Raw genomic sequence first — 22,429 nt, forward strand, 5'->3', positions numbered from 1 at the left:
TTAAGGCAATGGCGTTAATGTCACGTTCCTGAACTCAACATCTTTACCTTCGCTCTGTAAACCAATGTAACCTTCCTTGATTTTATTTGTACCCTTATTCTGGAAGGCTCCGTTGATATATACCGTGATCACTCCGTTACGGCAGTATACATCAGCGCAATTCCATTCTCCGGGAACTTTTTCCGTCGAAGCCTTATCCTTCGCTATCACCGGAAATTTAGGACGTCCGCTTTCAGGATTCTTGTATTCAGCCAGATCGGAACCGTTGAGTAATACAAAATCACCTGCGCTTCCAGCTTTTAACTGACATTCTATACCGTTTGGAAAAGGATTCTCCGGTTTTTCTATCAATAAGAAAATACCGCTATTCGATGCTACACCCTCAGGCCAACGCCATTCTGCATGTAAATGATATTCACCGTATTTCTGCTTAGTATACATATATCCAAGTGGCTCACCCGTAATGTGAATCAACCCATCTTTTATATAGAACACCTTTTCGGCAGACACACTGTTATTCTCCAGCACAAAATTCCAGTTAGATAAATCTATTCCATTAAACAACTTTTGCACCTCCTGAGCTTTCGCCTGCCCGGAGAACAATGCCACAGACAAAAGGGCTGATACGACCACACTAAAAATCTTATTCATTGGTTTTTATTTTAAGAAATCACTTATTTTATCGAAAGTTAAACGGAACTGCTTATCCACCTCATCGGCAATCTTCGGAAGTGCCGGGAACGGGTCTTCATGGATATATTTATACGGATAATCCAGCGTCTCTATCCTGATAGGAATATCCCTGTCCGAACCCTGTAATGTATTAATAACCTCATATGCAGGCACAACTTCATCTTTAGCTAATGTAATAGCGTAGAATTGATGGCTCATTTCCCTGAAGCGGTTTTCTCTGGCTATCGTTTGTGACCGGTAGTTGAGCATACTTCTGAAATTATTTCCCTCGGGATGGGTATGCATATAATGGCGAAGTACTTCGTCGCGTTTCATATGACTTTCAAGATGCTCCACCACATAAGAATACAAACTTACATTGGCTTCACTGTCCAGAATGAACTTCGATACGGGTGATAAACGATTAAATACCGCTCCCCCGCAGAAAGTCGCGTATTTTGAGTTCGTAAAATGCCCGTCCTTATTACTCATCATAAGTATCTCCCCAAGGAATGTACCAATGGAGTAAGAAAAGAAATCTATTGAAGCATCTTTTTCTATTGCCGGGTGTAAGCCGTCTTTAAAGGCTTCGACAAAATCAATTACATCATAATAAGTCTGTAGGCCCGACCAGAGAAACCGTTGCGGCTTGTTATGAAGCCGGGTACTGATAGCAACATTAGACAGGCTGGAACAGATAACATCGGGATGGCGTTGCTTACGCTGTTCGCTCACATGATACATTTCCCTTGAATTGCTCCATGTGGCAGGCGCACGGTTCATATGGAAAGCTATAGGAAACATCACGATGGATTTACCTGTTTTCTCAGCTATATGTTTTGCCCAAGGCAGGTATTTACTCCAATATTTTTCATTAAAGCCATGAAATATAAATATAATACCTTTAGCCTTCAGCTCCTTCTTTGGCATTATCATATGATAGCGGAACTTTATATTTTCCATAATCTCCGCATCCTTCTTATTCAGCATTTGCTGAATGACATCCGGTTCATAATCTTCAGGTATACTTGGAATATACTCATAGTCGTCATTATTACCTAACCCGCCCGGAAGAATAAAGCGGTAATTCGACTCGAAAGTAAAATTACGCATAACCAGATTGTCATCAATTTCAATCTCGCTATCTGTATAATTCTCTATTTTTTTAAGATGGTTAAAAAGGTCTATATATTTCATTTCAGTCATAGGTTAATTGATTTTCTAACTGTTAACTGGTTAATAGTTGATGTCCTACTCTACAAAATAAACATTTCCTGGGCTCACAATACTCACGCTTCAGTTGAATCATTGCCTGCGAATCGGCTGCATTATTTAATGGCATTTTGAGTTTTTCGAAACGTTTCGTTATTGAATTTCTCTCCGGCTTCAGTATCTCGAGAAAACGAAGTGCCCGTTCGCAGTGTATTTCACTATCGATAGTCCTCCCATAAATAAACAGAATCGGAGCTACCGTGTTTATAAGTATAATGTCGAGAGAGGCATCTCCAAGGTATTTTACCTTTCGTTCGGATGAAACTCCGAATGCATAATGCGTCTGCCAATATTCAGAAGCGTTTACATGAAACATCAACCTGATGCGCCCCACATCATCGCAAGCCGTAATTTTAGAAAATAATCCATGTGAACTGTGTAATAAAGCTGCTAACTGGGCTATTCGAATCTGAGGAAAAGCAGTTGGCCGCGTCCTTAAACTTTTGAATACATAAGATTCTAACGGGTTCAGTTCATATTTATTTTTCAGGAAAGCATATTCTTTTTGTAGTAATGAATAATAATCGTCATTTACTTTAAGATTGTCCAGCATGCCTGACTGCCCAAACAACAAGGCTTCTATCTGAATAAGGTTATCCCCCTGCTTCCGGATATATTTCAATGGCAGGCTCAATGCTAATCTCTCGAAAGAATCGGAATTTAACCCAAACCCGAAATTACGTGACAGAATTACATAAAATACATCCTCCCACGAGTTATTATACCGCTCGAGTAATTCCTGTATATGTTTTGATTTTCGTTCCAAACGTTCTATCAACAACGTATTCATCCACGAATTAATATGAAAAGAAGGCATAGAGCCGATATAATTGCAACAAGGAATATCTGTATTGGAATGAATGAGGAAATCATAATTCTCCAATATATGTTCCGGATAAGTTATTTCGCATTGCATAACCGGTTGCCCCGATTCGTTATACACCTCACAATTGGCTTTTTCCACAATATGGAGTATAACAGAATTGTAATTCTTGTTTACATCATGCTTATGCTTCACCCACTGATCCGACGATTTATGGATTTCTACATTACCAGCCCAAATCTTATCTCCTATCTTAATCTTAGCATTAAAGAAATCAGGGCCTTCATTTGTGTTAGGCAAACCAACATCAATCACTTCTACCGGCTGACCTGTAGTAGTTTTCAGTCCTTTCTGAAAAAGCCTGAATTTCCATATGTAATGTAGAATATCTTCCATAATGTATTAGCTGATAACTATTGGCTTTTAGCCTTTAGCGCATTGTTATTTCATTGGCACATTTTCTCATTAGTCCATTAAAGTCCTGTTATCCCCATTTTTTTCATCAGGAAACTTGCGTTCATATTCTGAGCCACCCCTTCTCTTATCTTGTATGTAAAAGATAATTGCTCATCCTTTATATCAGCCTCAAATCGGTAATTCTTTATCACATCCGGGAATTCTTGTTCCAGATTACCCAATACGAGATCGTGTGTGGCAATTATACCGTTACCATCGAGCGAAACCAACTGTTTCATCAGGGCAATAGAACCTTTTTGTTTATCTTCCGAGTTGGTTCCTTTCAGTATTTCATCCAGAATAATAAACAGTTGCTCTCCTGATTGTAAGCGATCGATAATCATTTTCAACCGTTTAAGCTCTGCAAAGAAATAAGACTCGTTATCTGTCAACGAATCGGAAGTCCGCAAATTTGTAACCAATTTATAAGGATAAAACCTTAGCGATGTCGCACATACAGGCGCGCCTGCACATGCCAGAATTAAATTTATACCGACTGTACGCAGGTAAGTACTTTTGCCGGCCATATTCGCCCCCGTCACTACCAGAAAATAAGGATGACGGCTTATTGTCACATCGTTACGCACACAAACACATCTGTTAAGCATCGGATGGCCTAAATCTTTACCCTCCAGCATAAAAGTATCCGCAACTTCCGGATATGTGTAACCAGGGTTATTATAGGCAAAGATTCCGAGAGAAACAAGGCTGTCGAATTTAGCTAATACCTTAAACCAACTGATAATATTATCTTTATGTAAAGTTATCCATTTTTCTATCTTTATAGAATAGATAACATTCCAGAAAAAGAAAGGATTCAGGAAAAGGAGTCCCAGAATATTCGATGACTGGTCAAGGTTATTGCTATACGATTTCAGTTGATGTATAGCGAGAGAAGCCGATTCTCCGCTGCTTATCTTGTTCTGTATGTTAATCAGTAACGTAGATTCAAACTTTTCATTCTCTATTATTTTAAATAGTTTGGAATATGTCCCCAGTGTTTCGATTTTTTTTTCAAACAAACTTTTCTTTAGGTTAATATCTTTTAATGGAGCAAGACTCAGCAGGAAAAAGATTGTCCAGACAAGACCTAATACTGCATATGGAAGCAGACCGGCAATACACAGAATAAGAACCGTAACGGATACAACAGGAGCGATATATATAAAATACCGCCAGAAGCTCTTGGATAACAACTTTGTCTGCATAAACTGCTGCGAAAAGAAATGAATATTCAAATCCTCAGCTCCGGTCATTTGCCCTATTGCCCTGAAGTGGTCGAGTAATTCGGTTTTTCCCTTCAACTCTTTTAATGCTTCCTGTTGAGCTACAATATCTTCTTTCTTTTCGAAAGGGTAAAGCAGTGTATCTGCCAGCCTGTCTTTTCCGAAAGATGTCACAGTCCTGTTTACTGATTGAAAGAATGAATGATTGCCAAACAAGTCCAGATCTACACTGTAACTATGGTTTGCATCTGCTTTTTCGGGAGCGCCATCGAATGCAGAAAAGTCATAATCGATCCCTTTCAGTTCGTTCTCTGTATTTAGAATAAGTAATTCGCAATATTTTTTTTGAAGAAATAACCGGTTATGATATTTCATAAAAAAGAGATAAATCACTACGGACATACCTATTGCAACCAGCACAACAGGTGTATCGCTCCAGAAGATATAACTTATGGCAATACAAGCCAATACGATAACCAACCGTATTGTCCCTACCTGAAATATAACCCTCTTTAGTCGGGATAACGTTGCTTTCTCTTTATCGATACGACTTTTATACGAATTCTTTACTTCTTCCAATGTCATAGATGTTAGTTATATATTACAAGTTACGAATATATGAAATTCCATTTTGAAATTTAGAAACCCTATCAAAACAATTCATGCAATACTTCCAACGATTTCAAACCCGGAAAGTCGTAAAGATGCAAGCGATAGTACTCCAGCACCTTATTTATTATATTTATTCTGTCTTGGCGCGAAAAGACAAAATGATGCATATTTTCATATGAGATACGAGCTAATAACGAAAGTGATCTGCTATCTGTCCTGTTCAGGAAATGTTTATGTAGAGGCTGATAGAGCACAAATTCTCCGTTCATCATATCAAACATGCTATTCTCCCTGTATTCTTCCAAATTAGGGTAAAAGCCTAAAAAATGGCTGAGCTTAAGCATGAATACCAAATGAAAGTTAGAAATGCTCTTATCTGTCATTTCCAAAATCTGTACCGATTGTTCCAGAAAGCTAAATAGTATACGGCTATCATTTGTATCCTTCAATACGCGGGTGAGAAATTCGGAAAGGAAAAAAGCCATCGATGTCTTGCTCAAATCTCCTGATATATCGTATAAATACATATCGGCGCGGGCCTCACGTATTCGTTGTATATCACGTGAAGCCTGGTGCTCTACTTCCATATCGAGGATAGCAAGCGGCGAAAATAAAGATTTGGGAACTTTCGAACTTTTACCTCTGGCTTTCGACACCATATAAGTTACCCGCCCAAATGATTCTGTGAAAACCTGGGCAAGAACATATTTATCGTTATAGTTAATGGTATTAAGTACCAAACCCCTTGTTTTATAAAGCACTTTATTATAAATTTATATTAACAAAAATACAAATACAAAATTGAAAATAATGGCTCTTAAAGAATAAATAACTAACTTCGTACTATTATAGCACAAAATGTAATTTAAGAATTTTATGAGCAAAGACATTAAGAACATCCTGTTCGACTTTGGTGGTGTGATAGTAGGCCTGCACAAACAAACCGCATTAGATCGTTTCACAGCACTGGGATTTCCTAATATTAACGAATATCTGGGAGAATTTCGTCAAAAAGGGATTTTTCTCGAATACGAAGAAGGTAAGATAAACCGTGAAGATTTTGTTACCGAATTTCGCAAATTGTCAAATAACCCGGATGTCACCGCGGAACAGATAGACCATGCGTGGTTAGGTTTTTTGGTCGATATACCTGAATATAAATATCAGTTGCTCAAAGACCTCCGTAAAAGATATAAAGTTTATTTACTTAGTAATACCAATCCTTCAGTAATGGGATGGGCCATGACACATGAATTTTCTCCGGAAGGTTTACCTATCAATGCCTTTTTTGACAAGTGCTATTTATCTTATGAGATAGGACATGCCAAACCTGACCGGGAAATTTTTGATTTCATTATAGCCGATTCTAAAATGGATCCGGCCGAAACCCTGTTCTTCGATGACGGAAAGGCAAACGTAGAAATTGGTGAAAAACTGGGATTCCGGACTTATCTGACCGATCAGGATGAAGATCTGCGAAAAGTATTTACAGATAGGGGATTACTATAAAGAGTAGCCATATATGTTGCTTATAGACAAAGATCATAAACTTCAACATGCGCCACTAGTAGCTACAATAGGCTTTTTCGATGGCGTGCACACCGGGCATCGCTTCCTGATAGACCAGGTAAAAGAGGAGGCGGCCAAGCGTGGACTACCTTCTGCCGTTATCACATTCCCGGTACATCCGCGAAAGGTTTTGCAAAAAGACTACCAACCGGCATTGCTTTGCGGATTTGATGAAAAAACAGAACGTCTGGCTACTACCGGAGTCGATTATTGTGTATGCCTCGATTTTACAACGGAGATTTCCCAGCTATCAGCCAGAGAGTTTATGAAAGACATACTAAAAGATAAACTTTCGGTAAACACTTTAGTTATCGGATACGATCACCGCTTCGGACATAACAGGGAAGATGGTTTTGCCGACTATAAACGCTATGGTAGTGAAATCGGGATCAATGTTATCGAAGCCCGGGAACTTCCCGGAGAAGAACATGTAAGTTCATCGCGTATCCGCAAATTACTCGCCGAAGGATATATCCGTAAGGCAGCTAAATTGCTCTCATATAATTATACTATCTCGGGAAAGATAGTGGAAGGTTTCAAAGTGGGACGGACAATCGGCTTTCCTACAGCAAACATCCAGGTATGGGAAACGTATAAAGTAATCCCGGCGTTTGGGGTATATGCAGTATATGTGCATGTAGAGGGACAAAGATACGATGGCATGCTATATATAGGCAAGCGCCCTACCCTCCACAATGGAGATAATATCAGCATAGAGGTGAATCTGTTCAACTTCGACGGAGACCTATACAATAAGAATTTAACAGCCGAATTTATTGATTTTGTACGTCCTGACGAGAAGTTCATTGACATCGATACGTTAAAGAAACAGATCGGAAATGATAAAGACACGGTAATCAGCGTTATTGAAAATTACAAAAGGTTCAATACCTGACATTTTCAGTCATAATCATACAATAAAATATAAAAAAGCAAGGCGCAACAAAAAAATAATTGGTTAAAATGCTAAATAACTGATTTTTATTTTTACATTTGCTATCGCATAAGAGTTCTTAAGTGTAGTTTAAATTTTTCTTTTCAAGTCATTTCCCTTCTTTGGTAACCTTTCTTGTCTAGTTTCTTTTAGCTTTCCTATTTATTTACATCTTCTGCATAGAGTATTTATTATTTAATTTTTATTTTTTTACAATGAACATTTTTATCGCAGGGTTGAGCTACAGCATCAACGACAATGATTTGAAGGATCTATTCAGTGAATACGGAGAAATCACTTCAGCAAAAGTTATTATGGACAAAGCTACTGGCCGTTCTAAAGGTTACGGTTTTGTTGAATTAGCTGATAATGCAGCTGGCCAAAAAGCTATTGAAGAACTGAATGGTGCTGAATATGACGGAAGAACTATTTCCGTTTCTGAAGCTCGTCCTCGCACAGAAGGTGACCGTCCTCGCAGAAGCTATGACAACAACAGAGGTGGTGGCAATAATGGTGGATACAGAAGACGTGAATATTAATATTCACAGATAAAATACATGAGGAGCCATACTGTATAGTATGGCTCTTTTGTTTTCTTAATATCAACTATTGCCCTCCTTTTCTACAACATACGTACAAATCCTACCCATATCTTTCCCAAATGCTCTCTATTGAAAAACCAGCCGACCGAAGTAGGCCGGAGGGTATTTCTCTTTCGGCTTTTAGGGCAAACAACATTTATTTTCTTGAAAAAGTTTATCTATATGTGTAAGCTGTTAGCCGTTAGCTAATAGCTGTTAGCTCTTTGATGTATTAATTGGCCCCTCCATTGACTACACTTCGTTCCGTCGAACGTTGTTTCTCTCTAAGGGGCAGGGCTACAGGGAGAGTAAAAAGTAACAGGTAGAAAAAGTGTTACCTTTGTTACTTTTTAACAAGTAAAGCGAATCAGTAGTTGAGATTTAATGTTCAATTATTTTGAGCTCCACTTCGTTGAGCTCAAACGTTCATTTTGGCATTGCCCAAAACGAACCAAAAGGCTAGCGCTTCGCTCCTCGGCGACCCAAAACCGTTTTGTTGGCTGAATCAAACACACGGGCTATCGCCCCGTTTGATTCTACGCCGCCTGCAACGGATTGGGTACCCCGCCTGCGTCACTAATGCGCAAGGGCTGACGCACGTGGGGCTAAAGCCTGAAAAGACACAGTCTTGTCGCCGCATCGCGATAACGGCCTCATTCCGCAGGCGGGGTACCCAATCCGTAAAGCGGAGGTGTAGGGCAAAATAGGGTAGCTGCTATACACGGCTGATAATCCAACTAAAAATGACTCCGTATTATTTTGCCCCACCGCAGCTGCGGTTTTGGGTCGCCGGAGGGATGTAGCCTTGATTTTTTGTTTCGTTTTGCATCAAGGCAAAATGAAAAACAAGCCGGATGGCGCGTTAGAAAAAATAGAACGTTTTAAGTAGCGAGAGCAGAAGCTAAATTTATTTTGCTTATGCCGAGTCACGAAAAACGACTAATGGAATTGAACAATTTTATACTACAATAGTTACTTTAACTACTGATTGGCATAAGTAGTAAGTTTTAAGTATTAAGCTGAAAGTTATACGAGATACAAGTTGTTAACTGATGACTGTTTACCGTAAAGTCACTTATGTGATAGCTTAAGCTAACGGCTAATAGCTATCAGCTAAAAGCCGAAAATATGTCAGAAGTGTCAGGTTTTAACATTATACAGTTAATTAATATAACAAAAACGAGAAATAATTAACCTTGCCAATTTTCAGGTTTCATCTATCCGACATCAAAAATCTATTTTCAGATAAAATTTTTCAATATAAGATATGGAAATATCCTTTCAAATTTATCTATACATACGAAATGTATCCATGAGAGATCCGGTAAAAAAGTGTCACTTTTGTAAAGTTTTCACATAAAAAGAGTAAATAATTTTATATAATAAAAAACAACAGAAAGAAATTCTATTATTCCGGCTTCAAAAGCGTATAAAATGTCAGAAATATGCTTTACGACATACTTTCAGCAAATTAATATTAATAAACATTTTTATACATTTACTCTAATTTAATTAACCTAATATTATGAAAAAGATTGCCCTCTTTATTCTATTTATTTTTGCATTTATGAATAGTTACAATTGCTATTCACAATCAAAGTATGGTAATGCCACAGTTGAAGAATTGTCGATGACTTCATATCCTCAGGATACAACTGCCGCCGCTGTTATGTTACTGAAAAAGGGGGATACCCGCTTCGTCTATAACAACCTATATGGTTTTCAGTTTGAATACACACTTCAGGTAAAGATCAAAATACTTAAAACCGAAGGCCTTGAGTGGTGTGACCAGGAGATATCATATTATCAGGCGAGCAGTTCCTCAAAAGAAGATATCAGAGGGCTATCCGGAACAACTTACAATCTGGAAGGCGGAAAAGTAGTGAAGACAAAATTATCAAAGGACTTTATTTTTGAAGAAGATACCGATAATAAATGGAAAGTACGGAAATTTACGATGCCTGCCGCAAAAGTAGGATCTGTTATCGAATATAAATACACAATCGTATCCGATTTCTTCTACGATCTCCGCGATTTCAATTTTCAATCATCTATACCGATTCTCTACACCTCATTCGAAGTCACGTTGCCTGAATACTTCCGGTATCATCTAAACACCCAGGGATACATTGCATTAGCACCAAAGAAAGAGCCTGTAAATGAGACATTCCACATTCAATACAAAGATGAAAACGGACGTTCGCAAGGGACCCAGGTACGATGTTCTGCCGATCGTTATACCTTTGTGGGAACTGATGTTCCGGCCATAAAGAACGAATCCTATTTATGGACAATAAACGATTATATATCAAAAGTTTCTTTTGAACTCCAAAGCATACAAATGCCATACTCCACAGTAAAAAACTATTCTTCGTCGTGGAGTAATATCGATAAAGAAATTATGGAATCCAGTATGTTTGGAGGAAATCTGAAGAAAGCAGACCTATTCAAAGACGAAATAACTAAAGGGAATGTAAGTGTCGACAGAGCAAAAGAAATACAGGATATGGTCAAATACAAAGTGAAGTGGAACGACCAGAATGCTTTCTATCCCAAAAACCTGAAAGATGCCCTAAAAAACGGTATTGGCACAAGCGCAGAAGTAAACTTCCTGTTAATAAACGCACTCCAGGCGGGAGGATTCGATGCATTCCCCGTAATATTGAGTACCAGAAGTAATGGGCGTATGCCGATATCGCATCCGAGTATATCCGCATTCAATTATGTAATTACAGGTATCAAAATAGACACTACGATGTACTTTACCGACGCAGCAGCCAAATACGGAGACTGGAACTTGCTTCCCGAAAAATGCATGGTACCACAGGCACGCATCCTGAGGGCAGATTATTCCAATTGGGTAGACCTTACCGGGGTTTCGAACGGTTCTGTATTGAAAACAATAAATTTAACGATTAATGACTCTAAACTTATCGGCAAATCAACTGATACACGTAAGGGCAACGCGGCATACAATACCAAGGTCAGCTACTACAACCATAAAGATCAAAATGACTATATAGAATCGATAAGCAAGAGACTTTCTTGTGAAATAGACAGTTTTTCGATATCAAATCTGGATAATACAAGCGAGGCCTTAAGGATGAACTATATACAATCCTCAGATATCGATATGGCTGATGAATATATATATATCACCCCACTTACGGACAAACCATATTCCGAAAACCCATTTAAGAAAGAAACTCGTGAATATCCTATCGAATTCGACTACCTGATCAATTTTGTACAAATAATAGATTTTATTGTACCGGAAGGATATACTGTAGAAGAGTTACCCAAAGGCGAAAGGATGGTACTCAACGATAATGATATGAGCCTCACCTACCGGGTTGTTCAATCAGGTAACCAAGTCCGTCTTCATTACCAGTACCAATTGAAGAAGATACAATTCTTACCTACCGAATATGAAAATTTACGTGATTTCTTCTCTAAATTAATCGCTAAGAATTCAGAACAGATTGTACTCAAAAAGACATTAAGTGCGGAATAAATCAGAACCGGAACTATTATGTACAAACACTTCATTTTAACTCTATGCATATTATCATCTGTAATAGTATGTGCAAATGGTAATTCGATAAATCAGGCTTCCGACAGCCTCCGTGAAAATGCGGTTGCGATTGTTCAGAACTCCGATATAGTGATAATCCAGTCGGATATGAACAACGCCACATGTAAGGTAACGAAAACAATGACAATACTCAGCAAACAAGGAGAAGGTTTTGCTCATTTTTATGCTTTTAATGATAAGTTCAGGGAAATGAAAGATTTTTCTGCTGTCGTAAAAAATGCATCAGGTAGTGTTATCCGGAAAATCGGAAAGAAAGACCTGACGATATCTTCCATGTCGGACCAAATGGCTACAGATGCATACTCAATTGTCTATGAATACAAGATTCCCACATATCCATACACGATAGAATATACATATGAGGAAAAATGGAAGAACGGTATAATCTCATACCCTGCTTTCACACCTATTCAAAGTTATATGCAATCGCTGGTCAATGCGAGTTACAGGATAGAACTGCCTGTGGATATGAATCTGAGATATGATGCAAATTTCGATTGCAATATTAAAGATGAAGTTGTAGGAAATAAACACATATATTCATTTACGGCACACAACCTTAAAGCAATTAATAGTGAACCTTTGGCTCCGGCGTTAAGGGATATATATCCGAGAGTTCTGATTGCTCCAGCTGATTTCTGCTATGATTCCTCTTGCGGGAATATGTCAGATTGGAAGAACTATGGCACGTGGGTGTCCGGTTTACTCAAAGGACGTGATACTTTGCCAAATGATATTGTCGACAAGCTTAAATCGCTTGTAAAGGATGCCAAAACGGACAGAGAAAAGGTCGAGATATTATTTAAATATCTACAAGAGAATTCCCGGTATGTTAGTATTCAATTAGGTATCGGAGGATTCCAGCCAATAGAAGCATCCAATACAATGAAAACGGGTTTCGGTGACTGCAAAGGTTTATCAAATGAAATGAAAGCCATGTTAAATGCTATTGGTATCCCTTCAAATTATTGTGAGATATATTCCGGCAACAGGAAGTCTTTTACTAAAGGCTTTTCAAATATAAGTGAAACTAATCATGCTATTTTACTTGTACCTCTTCAGGATGACAGCTTATGGCTCGAATGTACCTCTCAAACAATACCTTTTGGTTATATCCACGATGATATAGCCGGTCATGATGCCCTCGTTGTAACTGAAAACGGAGGTAAAATTTGTAGAGTATCCAAGTATCAGGACAAAGACAATAAACAGGAATCAATAATCACTATCAATGTCTCAGAAGATGGAACTGCAAATGGTACCTTAGCCTTTGTTGAACACCTGCATGGATACTTTTACAACGTATTTGCAATGACATCGAAGGACAGAGAAAAGGTGATCGGATACATCAACCGTAACATTAAATTTCCTAAAGTGCAAATAGACAACATAAGTACAAAAGAAGACAAGTCATCATTACCGTCCTGCTCTTTATCTGCAGACTTTGTAGCTACTGATTTTGTAAATAAAACAGGTACGCGTTTATTCATCCCGGCATGTCCTCTGGAAAAAGGAAGCTATAATATGCTTTCATCCAATACGCGCATTCAGGACATTGTGATTAACAATGGGTTTTCAGAATCCGACTCTATCATTATCAATATTCCTGAATCATATACGACTGAATCTTTACCCAAGAATCTATCCCTGACAACTCCCTTTGGTAAATTTGAAACAGAAGTAAAACAAAATGGGAATAAGATTATATATATTCAAAATATTGATATCTTTACAGGACGGTATGATAAATCGCAGTATAAAGAGATTAAGGCTTTTTTTGCAGAAATTACTGCTGCAACTAAAAGGAAGTTAGTATTAAGGAAATCATGATCAATAATTATAGTAAACACTAAGCATCTTAACTGAGCATCAAGACTAAGCTAAAAAGCTGAGAACTAATGATCTCAGCTTTTTATTTTTTTCTCTATCTCGGCTATCTCGTCCCGGAAGACTTTGTCTACCTCCATTTGCTCTTTTACTGTCTTACAAGCATGCAGCACTGTAGCATGGTTCTTCTTTCCTATGAGGGATCCGATCTGAGCCAGCGACATTTCAGTATAACTCTTCGACAGATACATAGTCACCTGCCTGGCTTGAACTATCTGCCGCTTACGTGAAGCGGTATGAATTAACTCACTCTTTATATTATAGAAGTCACAAACAACAGATTCTATCGCACTAATTGTTATCTTCTTTGCTTCAATCTTCTTAATAGCTTGACCTATAACACGTCTGGCCAAAGGTAAATCAATCTCTTTATTGTATACCAGTGAATGTGCCATTATAGATACAATGATTCCTTCCAAATCGCGGGCGTTATCGGTTACATTCTCTGCTATATAATCAACCACATCTTCTGGTATGGACAATCCATCGTGAAGAATCTTATTTTGAAGGATCTTTAGCCTTAACCCCTTATCGGGATGATCTATTTTCGTGGTCAATCCCCATCTGAAACGTGTAAGCAATCGCTCTTCCACTCCCTGAAGCTCAGACGGAGATTTATCTGAAGTAAGAATAAGCTGCTTATTATTCTGATGCAGGTGATTGAATATATGAAACAGTGTATTCTGAGTTCGTTCTATTCCGGCCAATTCATGTATATCATCTATGATAAGTACATCAATACCCTGATAGAAGTTGATAAAGTCATTGGTCGTATTATAACGTCCAGCATCTGCATATTGAATTTTAAATAGATGAGCCGATACATATAATACCCGTTTTTCGGGATACAGTTCTTTGATACGCGTACCTATTGCATGGCAAAGATGAGTCTTCCCCACACCTGATGTTCCATGGAGAAACAGCGGATTAAACGCTGTTTTACCAGGATTCTTTGTTATCGTTTCACCAGCTGTACGGGCCAGCTTATTACTTTCCCCTTCAAAAAAGTTATCAAATGTATACTTTAGATTCAGTTGCGAATCAAAATCATCTGCTACAACTTTTTGAAAAGGATTAGGCACCTTATTAGTACTTTTGACAGAACCTTTATCTACCGGTAGTGTTTTTGCATCACCTCTATAATCTACAACTGTATTTGTTGTATTTTCCATCAGTATGCGATACTGCAATATAGTATCCCTGCCTATTTCGCGATGCAGAGTAGTTTTAAGTAAGTCGACAAACTTATCTTCGAGATACTCATAAAAGAATTGGCTTGGTACCTGTATCGTAAACACCTTATTTTCATAAGATAAGGGAACAATAGGTAAGAACCATGTTTTGAAAGCCGCCTCAGGTATATTGTCCTGAATGACCGTTAAACAATTAGCCCATAATTTTTGAGTTGAAGAAGAATCCATTTAATAGTTTAGTTATATTTGTCTATATTACTCTCTCGATTTCGTAACGTAAATTTCATAATTAATTTCATAAAAAAAAAGTGCCCCCAAATTTGGATTTCTAGTTTTAGAAACATCTCTTTTAATTTCAATGACTTATGACGTTATTATAAAATCACCCCTTTCAACACAAACAACTAACTAATTATCAAACAATTGTGTTTTTAATAGCATTTTAATTACGTTTTAACAATTTCGTAATACTGCCCGAAAAGTATAAGGGTGACACTATTAAGCAAAAAAAATATTTTTACTTATTTAGATCAATTCTAAATAGAATACTTTAAAAGACCTTTACATTAATATAACGGGATGGATTTTGCCTTACATCTTTAAGTAACAACGAAGCATTACTAATTGTTCCGTTAATACTATCATATAATTGACGATCATTCAATAATAATCCCAAAGAATTATCTTTAGATGTGATTTTCGTAGAAAGATATTCTATATTTTTCATGGTAGAATCTACAGACTTGAATGTAGAAGCCAAATCCATCTGATTGATCTTACCCGATACACTACTTAGGTCGTTAGACATTTTCCCCAGATTCCCGGTTATGGTGGGAACGTCCTTATTTAATGTAATCATCATCGAATTTAGCTGTTTGGTCGATTTAGCCAGATCGCCCGTAATCTGATTGATATCTGTAAGCGACTGATTCAACGCCGGATTGTTTACCAAGGTCTGAAGACCGATAAGTATTGAATCAATCTTTGGTATGAGCTGTTCTACCTGAGGCAGCATAGTACCAGCAGCATCTAACATACCTTTTACCCGGACACCTTTTATAGTATCGGTGGAAGTAAGATTTTCCTTTGTATAAGGGTTGGTCTCAAGCATGATCGTAGCCGACCCCAGAACAGAGACATCCAGCGACATCTTGCTACCTTTTGGTATCTCCATACCTTTGTCCATATTCAGATATACAATCACACGTTTTTGATTTTTAGGGTCTAGCTCCATGGAAGATACCAGACCTACCTGAAATCCATTCAGCGTAACAGGTGTCGACTGGGTTAGACCTGACACATCGTCAAAGACGACAATATATGAATTTGATGGTTTAAAAAGATTTACACCTTTCAGAAAACTGATACCGTAATACAAAAGGAAAATTGCAATTACAAAGGCTATACCTATCTTTACTTCTTTCGATATTTTACTCATAACTATTAAATTATGTAATTCTAAGGTCGCGGACCTATTTATTATTTTGTTAAGTTTAAATACTACAAATAGCGTTATTGAAATAATACAGTATCAAACACCATATTCTATCCAAAAAGTGCTTCGTCATCATCTATTTAACTCGTTCCCCGTTTCTAAATTTAACAACAAACGCATCCTTAAACTTAGCCCTGACTTGGCGTTGTATTTTAATTATCTCATTATAATCAGTGGTCGAACCACATGTATATTTATAGCTGCTACCATCTTTATAGAACATTACAGGCGAAAGACCCTTAAATTCCTTCGAATTATCCGGGAGTTTCTTTGGTGACACCAAGAACTGTACCCGGTATTCCTCCTTGCTACTAACATTTTTCGTCACCGTACTATTTCCCTTCTTTGTGGTTTCAGCTATATTTCCAGAGGTTTCACCAATTTTCTTAGGCGATTTCTCTCTTTTCTTTGGTACCTCTACTATGTTTTTCACTCTGGCTGACTCTTTCACAACCGGAGTATCAGCATCCTCTACGACATAAGTATCTTCTTCAATAGCCACTTTTTCTTTTATGATAGCTTCATCGATTATGTCATCAGGTTCTTCGTTTTTATCCGGCGCAGAAACATAACGGCCTTGTTTTTTATCAAATTCTCGTTTATATTTTTTGAATCCGGAGTATATCGCAGTCGCCATCGCCCTTTGCCCCAACCTCGAAGACAAATATTTAGCCTCAGCCTGATTGTTTATAAAACCCAGTTCGATAAGCACACTTGGCATACTTGTTTTCCTTAACACAAGAAATCCGGCCTGACGTACGCCTCTGTCTGTACGCTTTGCTATACTTCTAAAATCTTTCTGTATGTAATCTGCAAACTGCAGGCTTTGTTCCATATACTTATTCGACATAAACTCGAATATAATATACGACTCCGTCGAATTAGGATCGAAGCCCTCATATTTTGATGTATAGTTATCCTCCAATAAAATCACAGAGTTCTCTCTCTTTGCCACTTCCAGGTTTTCAGCGCTACGGGCTAACCCTAATATATAGGTATCGGCCCCGGAAGCACTTGTTGTCTTTGCAGCAGTTGAGTTTGTATGAATGGATATAAACAAATTGGCTTTTGCCTTATTGGCTATCTGCGTCCGCTTGTCTAAATCTACAAAAACGTCTGTCTTTCGGGTATAAACGACTTTGACATCATTAAAGTTTGCTTCTATCAGTTCGCCTAAAGTCTTAGCTACTCCCAGATTTATATCTTTCTCCTTATATATACCTCTCACAGCTCCGCCGTCCTTACCTCCATGCCCTGCATCGATAACAACAACGAACTTAGAATCAGCAGCAACGATGATCCCAAGAAATGCGAATATATAAACAAAAAGAATAAAGAACCGTTTCATACCTACAATTCTAACTGTATGAAATTTACACTAAGCTTTATTATATACAACCTCGTTTTTCAACTCTTTACCGTTGAAGAAATCAAGAATATTATTCATAGTTGTATGTGCGATATTCGACATTGCCTCCTGAGTAAAAAAGGCCTGATGAGATGTCACGATCACGTTATTGAAAGACAGCAACCGGGCAAGCACATCATCAGTCATCACACTATCCGAATGGTCTTCATAGAAATAAGCCCCTTCTTCTTCATATACATCCAAACCGGCATAACCAACCTTACCGTTAAGTAATCCTTCTATCAGATGCCTGGTATGGATCAACTTTCCACGTCCGGTGTTGATTATCATCACCCCTTCTTTCATTTTGGCGATGGATTCGTCACAGATAAGATATTCAGTTTCTTTTGTCAGCGGACAATGTAATGTAATAATATTGGCATTGGCATATAGTTCGTCCAGTGACACATATCTGACACCTGTAGCATCAGCCCATTTTGTATCCGGATATAAGTCATAAGCAAGTACATTCATACCCAGTCCCTGAAAGAGACCTGTAGCGACCTTTCCTATCTTACCGGTACCTATCACTCCGATAGTCTTACCATACATATCGAATCCCTGAAATCCTATCAAAGAAAAGTTACCGTCGCGTGTACGCAAAAACGCACGATGAACCTTTCTATTGAGACAAAGCATCAAAGCCAATGTATGTTCGGCGATAGCATGGGGGGAATAATCAGGAACACGTACGACCTTTATACCCTTTCTGGCAGCAGCAGCTATATCTACATTGTTAAAACCGGCACAACGTAGTGCAATCAGCTTTACACCATAGGAATGAAGTTTGGACACAACTTCCTCATCTACTTTTGCATTCACAAAAATACAAACAGCATCGGTTCCACTTGCCAAAAGCACATTATTCTTATCGAGATGTTCTTTATGATAGACCAGTTCGAAGCCATATGCTTCATTAGCCTTATTGAAAGTAGCCATATCATAAGGCTTTGCGTCAAAAACCGCTATTTTATATGCCATTGCTTTACCTACTATATATATTATTAATCTTTTATACCTGATTGCAAAAGTAATTAAAATAACCTTTATCCTCAAAAACTACATTGATTAGTTCTTTTTCAGCCTGTTTTTTTCATTTTATTTACATACTGTTTACAAAAAAAGGTAACAACCAACGGTCACAGGAGCGAAGCGTATGTAAAGGTAACACGGAAAGTAATTAAGAATGAAGAATGAAAAATTAATAATTAGCTTACTGAGCAGAGCAAAGTATCTCGTCAGTAAACAACCATCACAACTCATATCTCGTGTCTTGTCTACTCGCATCTCATGTCTCATACAACTTTCAACTTATTACTCAATACTTACTACTTGTTAAAAGGTAACAAAAGTAACAGCTTTTTTTATCGTTTTTGTAGGGGCGAAACATCTTTCGCCCGTTAATCATCGCGGGCAAAAAATGTTTCGCCCCCACAGTTTCACCAAAAAGGTAACAAAGGTTACACATATTTCAGCTTTTAGCTGATAGCTATTAGCTGTTAGCTTAAGCTATCGCATAAGTGACTTTCCGGTAAACAGTCATCAGCTAACAACTTGTATCTCGTATAACTTTCAACTTAGTACTTAAAACTTACTACTTGTTAAAAAGTAACAAAGGTTACACTACTTCATTCATTTGCTAATATGCTAATTTTAACTACACTTCGTTCCGTTGAACGATGTTTCAAATCTGCTAATTCATTTTTTCAAAGAGCTAATAGCTATCAGCTAAAGGCTAACAGCTACCTACATAGATAAACTTACCGTCAACTCTTGCATTTCTCTCCCCTCCTTCAAAAAAAACTATTCAGATTGTGACCTTTTTGGGATATTAGCGACTTATATAAAACACCCCTGAGAGATCAGAGTTACACACACTTCTTTTCTTAAAACAAAAAAACGGAGACAAAGTTTGTCTCCGTTTTTTATTATATAAATATATATCTCTTACTTAGCGTAACTTACGGCACGGGTTTCACGTATTACAGTAATCTTAACCTGTCCAGGATAAGTCATCTCGTCCTGTATCTTCTTTGCAATATCAGCCGATAGTTTTTCTGTCTCCACATCATCTATCTTATCCGCACCTACTATTACACGCAGTTCGCGTCCTGCCTGAATAGCATATGTCTTCAACACACCCGGATATGAAAGAGCCAGTTGCTCAAGGTCATTCAACCGTTTGATATATGCTTCTACAATTTCACGGCGTGCACCCGGACGTGCTCCTGATATAGCATCACAAACCTGTACAATTGGAGCCAGAAGACTTGTCATCTCCACCTCATCGTGGTGAGCCCCGATAGCATTGCAAATATCCGGTTTTTCCTTATATTTCTCTGCAAGCTTCATCCCAAGTAATGCGTGAGGCAATTCCGGCTCATCATCAGGCACCTTACCTATATCATGTAACAATCCTGCTCTTTTTGCTTTCTTTACATTCAGCCCAAGCTCTGACGCCATAATAGCACACAGATTAGCTGTTTCGCGGGCGTGTTGCAACAAGTTTTGTCCGTATGATGAACGGTATTTCATCTTACCTACAAGACGTATCAACTCAGGATGTAAACCGTGGATACCCAAATCGATAGTCGTACGCTTACCGGTTTCGATAATTTCTTCTTCGATCTGCTTCTTCACTTTAGCTACCACTTCTTCGATACGGGCAGGGTGTATACGGCCATCTGCCACCAACTGATGCAATGCCAGGCGGGCTACTTCGCGTCTTACAGGGTCAAAACCTGAAAGCACTATCGCTTCCGGAGTATCGTCCACTACGATTTCAATGCCTGTGGCAGCTTCCAGCGCTCGTATATTACGTCCTTCACGGCCGATAATACGTCCTTTTATTTCGTCAGACTCTATATGGAAAACTGTGATCGCGTTTTCTATAGCTGTCTCTGTGGCCACACGCTGTATAGACTGTATTACGATCTTCTTCGCTTCCTTATTAGCTGTCATCTTAGCCTCTTCCATTATCTCATTGATGTAAGACTGGGCATGCGATTGCGCCTCGTCTTTCAACGCCTCTACAAGTTTTTCTTTTACTTCTTCGGCCGACAATCCCGAAAGAGCCTCCAGTCTCTCTACCTCTTGCTTGTGAAGCCTGTCGAGATCCTGTTTCTTCTTTTCTACTATCTCCAGCTGACTTTCCAGATTGGCTTTAACCGTGTCAGCTTCGCTTTTCTTACGTTGGAGTTCCTCCTGTTTTTGATTCAGGCTCAACTCGCGTTGCTTGATCTTGCTCTCTGCTGCCTGTATTTTAGAGTTCCGTACATTAGCCTGTTTCTCAAACTCAGATTTCATCTGCAATGCCTGCTCTTTTACTTCCAGCAATTTATTTTTCTTGATTACTTCAGCTTCCAGTTCCGCCTCTTTCACCTGACGTTTGAACTTCGAATTCGCCATAGAATTCAAAGCTACCCACGCCACGGCTGCTCCGGCAAGGAAAGCTATTACATAAAATAATATATCCATAATTTATTTTTCATTATTTAAAAACTCAATTTATATAAACTAAAAAGCACTAATTTAAGTATGAAGAATACTCTCATACTTAAAATTAGTGCTCTAGATTTTTCTCAGTACTATAATTTTATTTTACATGACCTCTCAGGTAATCTTCCAATTCCTGCGTCAACTCTTTCATCCTGGACTCAAATTCATTTGCCCGTAATTGATGCTCAACCTTCTCTGCTACAGCCTGTATTGCTGTCATTGCCATATAATCGCTATTCTGCAATGAATGGGATGAATCTCCTGTAAAATAATTTTTATATTGAACTATTTTATAATCTATTTCCTCCGCAGCCTTCCTGAATACTTCTTCCTCCTGCCGTTTTATCCGGAGAGGATATCTCATATCAGCTACGCGTAGATTAATTATTAAATGCTCGTCCATAACTTTGCCTTTATTCGTTAATTTTTCAGCATGGCGATACACTTATCTACATCTCGCACTAATTTCGACAATCGCTTCTTCGCTTGTAATGTATCATCCTTATTCTCCGAAGAGAAAGATTTTACAAATTTCAGATTGTCATATTTTGCTTTCAACTCTTCTACTTCCGATGTTAAACTTTCAATTGTCACGTTTCTTTGTATCAATTGCTGCTTCAACAGGGCGTTCTCTTCCTTTAACGTATCGCAGAGGTACATTAATTGCCGCATCCTTATTTCAAATTCGGCCAGAAGTTTTTCATCATTTTCAGTCATAAAGTAGCCAAAATGCTAGACAAAAATAAATAATACCAACGAATTAACAAAATTATTACTCTTCTAAATTTATTAAAAAGAAACCGGATCTATACAAATAAAAAAAAGAGCCACTTATGCGAAAGATAAGCGGCTCTTTTATCTAAAAATGTTGTTTCTGCTTTTTTACAACAAAACGACCTGCAAGTCGTCTTTTAGTTCATTGAAAGCGATTTTGCCTTCTCTTGCTAACCAGCCCAAAGCAGCATACATATCTTTTTCTGTCAATTTGCACGCTTTTTTGATGTCTTTAAGAGGTTTGCTTCCTTCTGCATCTAGGTAAGTCCAAATAATACCTGCGTTTGATCCAATTTTTTCTTTCATAATGGGTGCTTGTTAAAAAATTAAACTCGTTATTATTTCGATGACAAAAGTACATAAAATGAACCATCTATACAATTATATATTATAAATTTTAACAGAAATGCGAGATTATGACATTTTTGTTAAGC

The 22,429-nt window shown here is 38.0% G+C and carries 18 protein-coding genes; 5 read left to right on the top strand and 13 right to left on the bottom strand.

What is annotated here, in order from left to right; all coding sequences use genetic code 11:
* From IR083_RS06585 to recO, 5 genes are all read right to left on the bottom strand, one after another.
* Positions 1 to 651: a DUF1080 domain-containing protein gene (locus IR083_RS06585; protein ID WP_006798605.1), complete on the bottom strand. Its 651-nt coding sequence runs from the start codon at positions 649 to 651 to the stop codon at positions 1 to 3.
* 6 nt (positions 652 to 657) lie between these two features.
* A complete protein-coding gene (locus IR083_RS06590) occupies positions 658 to 1,878 on the bottom strand; it encodes a DUF6051 family protein (RefSeq protein ID WP_242052376.1) in 1,221 nt (406 codons plus the stop codon).
* 22 nt (positions 1,879 to 1,900) lie between these two features.
* Complete coding sequence (locus IR083_RS06595; RefSeq protein ID WP_194223688.1) at positions 1,901 to 3,163, bottom strand: DUF2851 family protein; 1,263 nt, start codon at positions 3,161 to 3,163, stop codon at positions 1,901 to 1,903.
* A 77-nt stretch (positions 3,164 to 3,240) separates the two neighbouring features.
* A complete protein-coding gene (locus tag IR083_RS06600; protein ID WP_194223689.1) occupies positions 3,241 to 5,034 on the bottom strand; it encodes a MutS-related protein in 1,794 nt (597 codons plus the stop codon).
* A 65-nt stretch (positions 5,035 to 5,099) separates the two neighbouring features.
* Positions 5,100 to 5,822, bottom strand: a complete 723-nt coding sequence (gene recO, locus IR083_RS06605; RefSeq protein ID WP_194223690.1) for a DNA repair protein RecO — start codon at positions 5,820 to 5,822, stop codon at positions 5,100 to 5,102.
* A 115-nt stretch (positions 5,823 to 5,937) separates the two neighbouring features.
* Here recO and IR083_RS06610 point away from each other — a divergent pair, with 115 nt between their 5' ends.
* From IR083_RS06610 to IR083_RS06630, 5 genes are all read left to right on the top strand, one after another.
* Entirely contained in the window at positions 5,938 to 6,570 is a 633-nt protein-coding gene (locus tag IR083_RS06610) for an HAD family hydrolase (protein WP_006798610.1), read from the top strand.
* A gap of 13 nt (positions 6,571 to 6,583) precedes the next feature.
* The gene (gene ribF, locus IR083_RS06615) at positions 6,584 to 7,525 is read left to right on the top strand and encodes a riboflavin biosynthesis protein RibF (RefSeq protein ID WP_006798611.1); all 942 of its coding nucleotides are present in this window, start codon (positions 6,584 to 6,586) and stop codon (positions 7,523 to 7,525) included.
* Positions 7,526 to 7,779: 254 nt separating this feature from the next.
* Complete coding sequence (locus tag IR083_RS06620; RefSeq protein ID WP_006798612.1) at positions 7,780 to 8,103, top strand: RNA recognition motif domain-containing protein; 324 nt, start codon at positions 7,780 to 7,782, stop codon at positions 8,101 to 8,103.
* 1,567 nt (positions 8,104 to 9,670) lie between these two features.
* Positions 9,671 to 11,659 carry a DUF3857 domain-containing protein gene (locus IR083_RS06625; RefSeq protein WP_194223691.1) on the top strand — a complete coding sequence of 663 codons (1,989 nt, stop codon included), beginning with the start codon at positions 9,671 to 9,673 and terminating at the stop codon, positions 11,657 to 11,659.
* A gap of 18 nt (positions 11,660 to 11,677) precedes the next feature.
* Complete coding sequence (locus tag IR083_RS06630) at positions 11,678 to 13,570, top strand: DUF3857 domain-containing protein (RefSeq protein WP_194223692.1); 1,893 nt, start codon at positions 11,678 to 11,680, stop codon at positions 13,568 to 13,570.
* A 74-nt stretch (positions 13,571 to 13,644) separates the two neighbouring features.
* Here the strand turns inward: IR083_RS06630 and dnaA are convergent, their stop codons facing one another.
* The 8 genes from dnaA to IR083_RS06670 form a co-directional block, all read right to left on the bottom strand.
* A complete protein-coding gene (gene dnaA / locus IR083_RS06635; protein WP_006798615.1) occupies positions 13,645 to 15,048 on the bottom strand; it encodes a chromosomal replication initiator protein DnaA in 1,404 nt (467 codons plus the stop codon).
* A gap of 322 nt (positions 15,049 to 15,370) precedes the next feature.
* A complete protein-coding gene (locus tag IR083_RS06640) occupies positions 15,371 to 16,258 on the bottom strand; it encodes an MlaD family protein (protein ID WP_006798616.1) in 888 nt (295 codons plus the stop codon).
* Between the two features lie 133 nt (positions 16,259 to 16,391).
* Complete coding sequence (locus IR083_RS06645) at positions 16,392 to 17,663, bottom strand: N-acetylmuramoyl-L-alanine amidase (protein WP_194223693.1); 1,272 nt, start codon at positions 17,661 to 17,663, stop codon at positions 16,392 to 16,394.
* Positions 17,664 to 17,693: 30 nt separating this feature from the next.
* Complete coding sequence (locus IR083_RS06650) at positions 17,694 to 18,704, bottom strand: 2-hydroxyacid dehydrogenase (RefSeq protein ID WP_006798618.1); 1,011 nt, start codon at positions 18,702 to 18,704, stop codon at positions 17,694 to 17,696.
* Positions 18,705 to 19,670: 966 nt separating this feature from the next.
* On the bottom strand, positions 19,671 to 21,200 hold the full coding sequence (gene rny / locus IR083_RS06655) for a ribonuclease Y (protein ID WP_194223694.1): 1,530 nt from the start codon (positions 21,198 to 21,200) through the stop codon (positions 19,671 to 19,673).
* A 118-nt stretch (positions 21,201 to 21,318) separates the two neighbouring features.
* Complete coding sequence (locus tag IR083_RS06660) at positions 21,319 to 21,624, bottom strand: cell division protein ZapA (protein ID WP_194223695.1); 306 nt, start codon at positions 21,622 to 21,624, stop codon at positions 21,319 to 21,321.
* Positions 21,625 to 21,641: 17 nt separating this feature from the next.
* Positions 21,642 to 21,938, bottom strand: a complete 297-nt coding sequence (locus tag IR083_RS06665; RefSeq protein ID WP_006798622.1) for a hypothetical protein — start codon at positions 21,936 to 21,938, stop codon at positions 21,642 to 21,644.
* Between the two features lie 165 nt (positions 21,939 to 22,103).
* The gene (locus IR083_RS06670; protein WP_006798623.1) at positions 22,104 to 22,301 is read right to left on the bottom strand and encodes a winged helix-turn-helix domain-containing protein; all 198 of its coding nucleotides are present in this window, start codon (positions 22,299 to 22,301) and stop codon (positions 22,104 to 22,106) included.
* Positions 22,302 to 22,429: the final 128 nt, after the last annotated feature.

The organism is Dysgonomonas sp. GY75 (genome assembly GCF_015234155.1).
In the GTDB taxonomy this organism is placed as follows: Bacteria; Bacteroidota; Bacteroidia; order Bacteroidales; family Dysgonomonadaceae; genus Dysgonomonas; species Dysgonomonas gadei.

Coding starts and splice junctions, on each gene's coding strand:
- IR083_RS06650 (WP_006798618.1), bottom strand. CDS start 18,704: ATGGCATATAAAATAGCGGTTTTTGACGCAAAGCCTTATGATATGGCT.
- IR083_RS06660 (WP_194223695.1), bottom strand. CDS start 21,624: ATGGACGAGCATTTAATAATTAATCTACGCGTAGCTGATATGAGATAT.
- IR083_RS06600 (WP_194223689.1), bottom strand. CDS start 5,034: ATGACATTGGAAGAAGTAAAGAATTCGTATAAAAGTCGTATCGATAAA.
- IR083_RS06590 (WP_242052376.1), bottom strand. CDS start 1,878: ATGACTGAAATGAAATATATAGACCTTTTTAACCATCTTAAAAAAATA.
- IR083_RS06665 (WP_006798622.1), bottom strand. CDS start 21,938: ATGACTGAAAATGATGAAAAACTTCTGGCCGAATTTGAAATAAGGATG.
- IR083_RS06620 (WP_006798612.1), top strand. CDS start 7,780: ATGAACATTTTTATCGCAGGGTTGAGCTACAGCATCAACGACAATGAT.
- IR083_RS06645 (WP_194223693.1), bottom strand. CDS start 17,663: ATGAAACGGTTCTTTATTCTTTTTGTTTATATATTCGCATTTCTTGGG.
- IR083_RS06595 (WP_194223688.1), bottom strand. CDS start 3,163: ATGGAAGATATTCTACATTACATATGGAAATTCAGGCTTTTTCAGAAA.
- IR083_RS06640 (WP_006798616.1), bottom strand. CDS start 16,258: ATGAGTAAAATATCGAAAGAAGTAAAGATAGGTATAGCCTTTGTAATT.
- IR083_RS06610 (WP_006798610.1), top strand. CDS start 5,938: ATGAGCAAAGACATTAAGAACATCCTGTTCGACTTTGGTGGTGTGATA.
- IR083_RS06670 (WP_006798623.1), bottom strand. CDS start 22,301: ATGAAAGAAAAAATTGGATCAAACGCAGGTATTATTTGGACTTACCTA.
- IR083_RS06585 (WP_006798605.1), bottom strand. CDS start 651: ATGAATAAGATTTTTAGTGTGGTCGTATCAGCCCTTTTGTCTGTGGCA.
- IR083_RS06625 (WP_194223691.1), top strand. CDS start 9,671: ATGAAAAAGATTGCCCTCTTTATTCTATTTATTTTTGCATTTATGAAT.
- dnaA (WP_006798615.1), bottom strand. CDS start 15,048: ATGGATTCTTCTTCAACTCAAAAATTATGGGCTAATTGTTTAACGGTC.
- ribF (WP_006798611.1), top strand. CDS start 6,584: ATGTTGCTTATAGACAAAGATCATAAACTTCAACATGCGCCACTAGTA.
- IR083_RS06630 (WP_194223692.1), top strand. CDS start 11,678: ATGTACAAACACTTCATTTTAACTCTATGCATATTATCATCTGTAATA.
- rny (WP_194223694.1), bottom strand. CDS start 21,200: ATGGATATATTATTTTATGTAATAGCTTTCCTTGCCGGAGCAGCCGTG.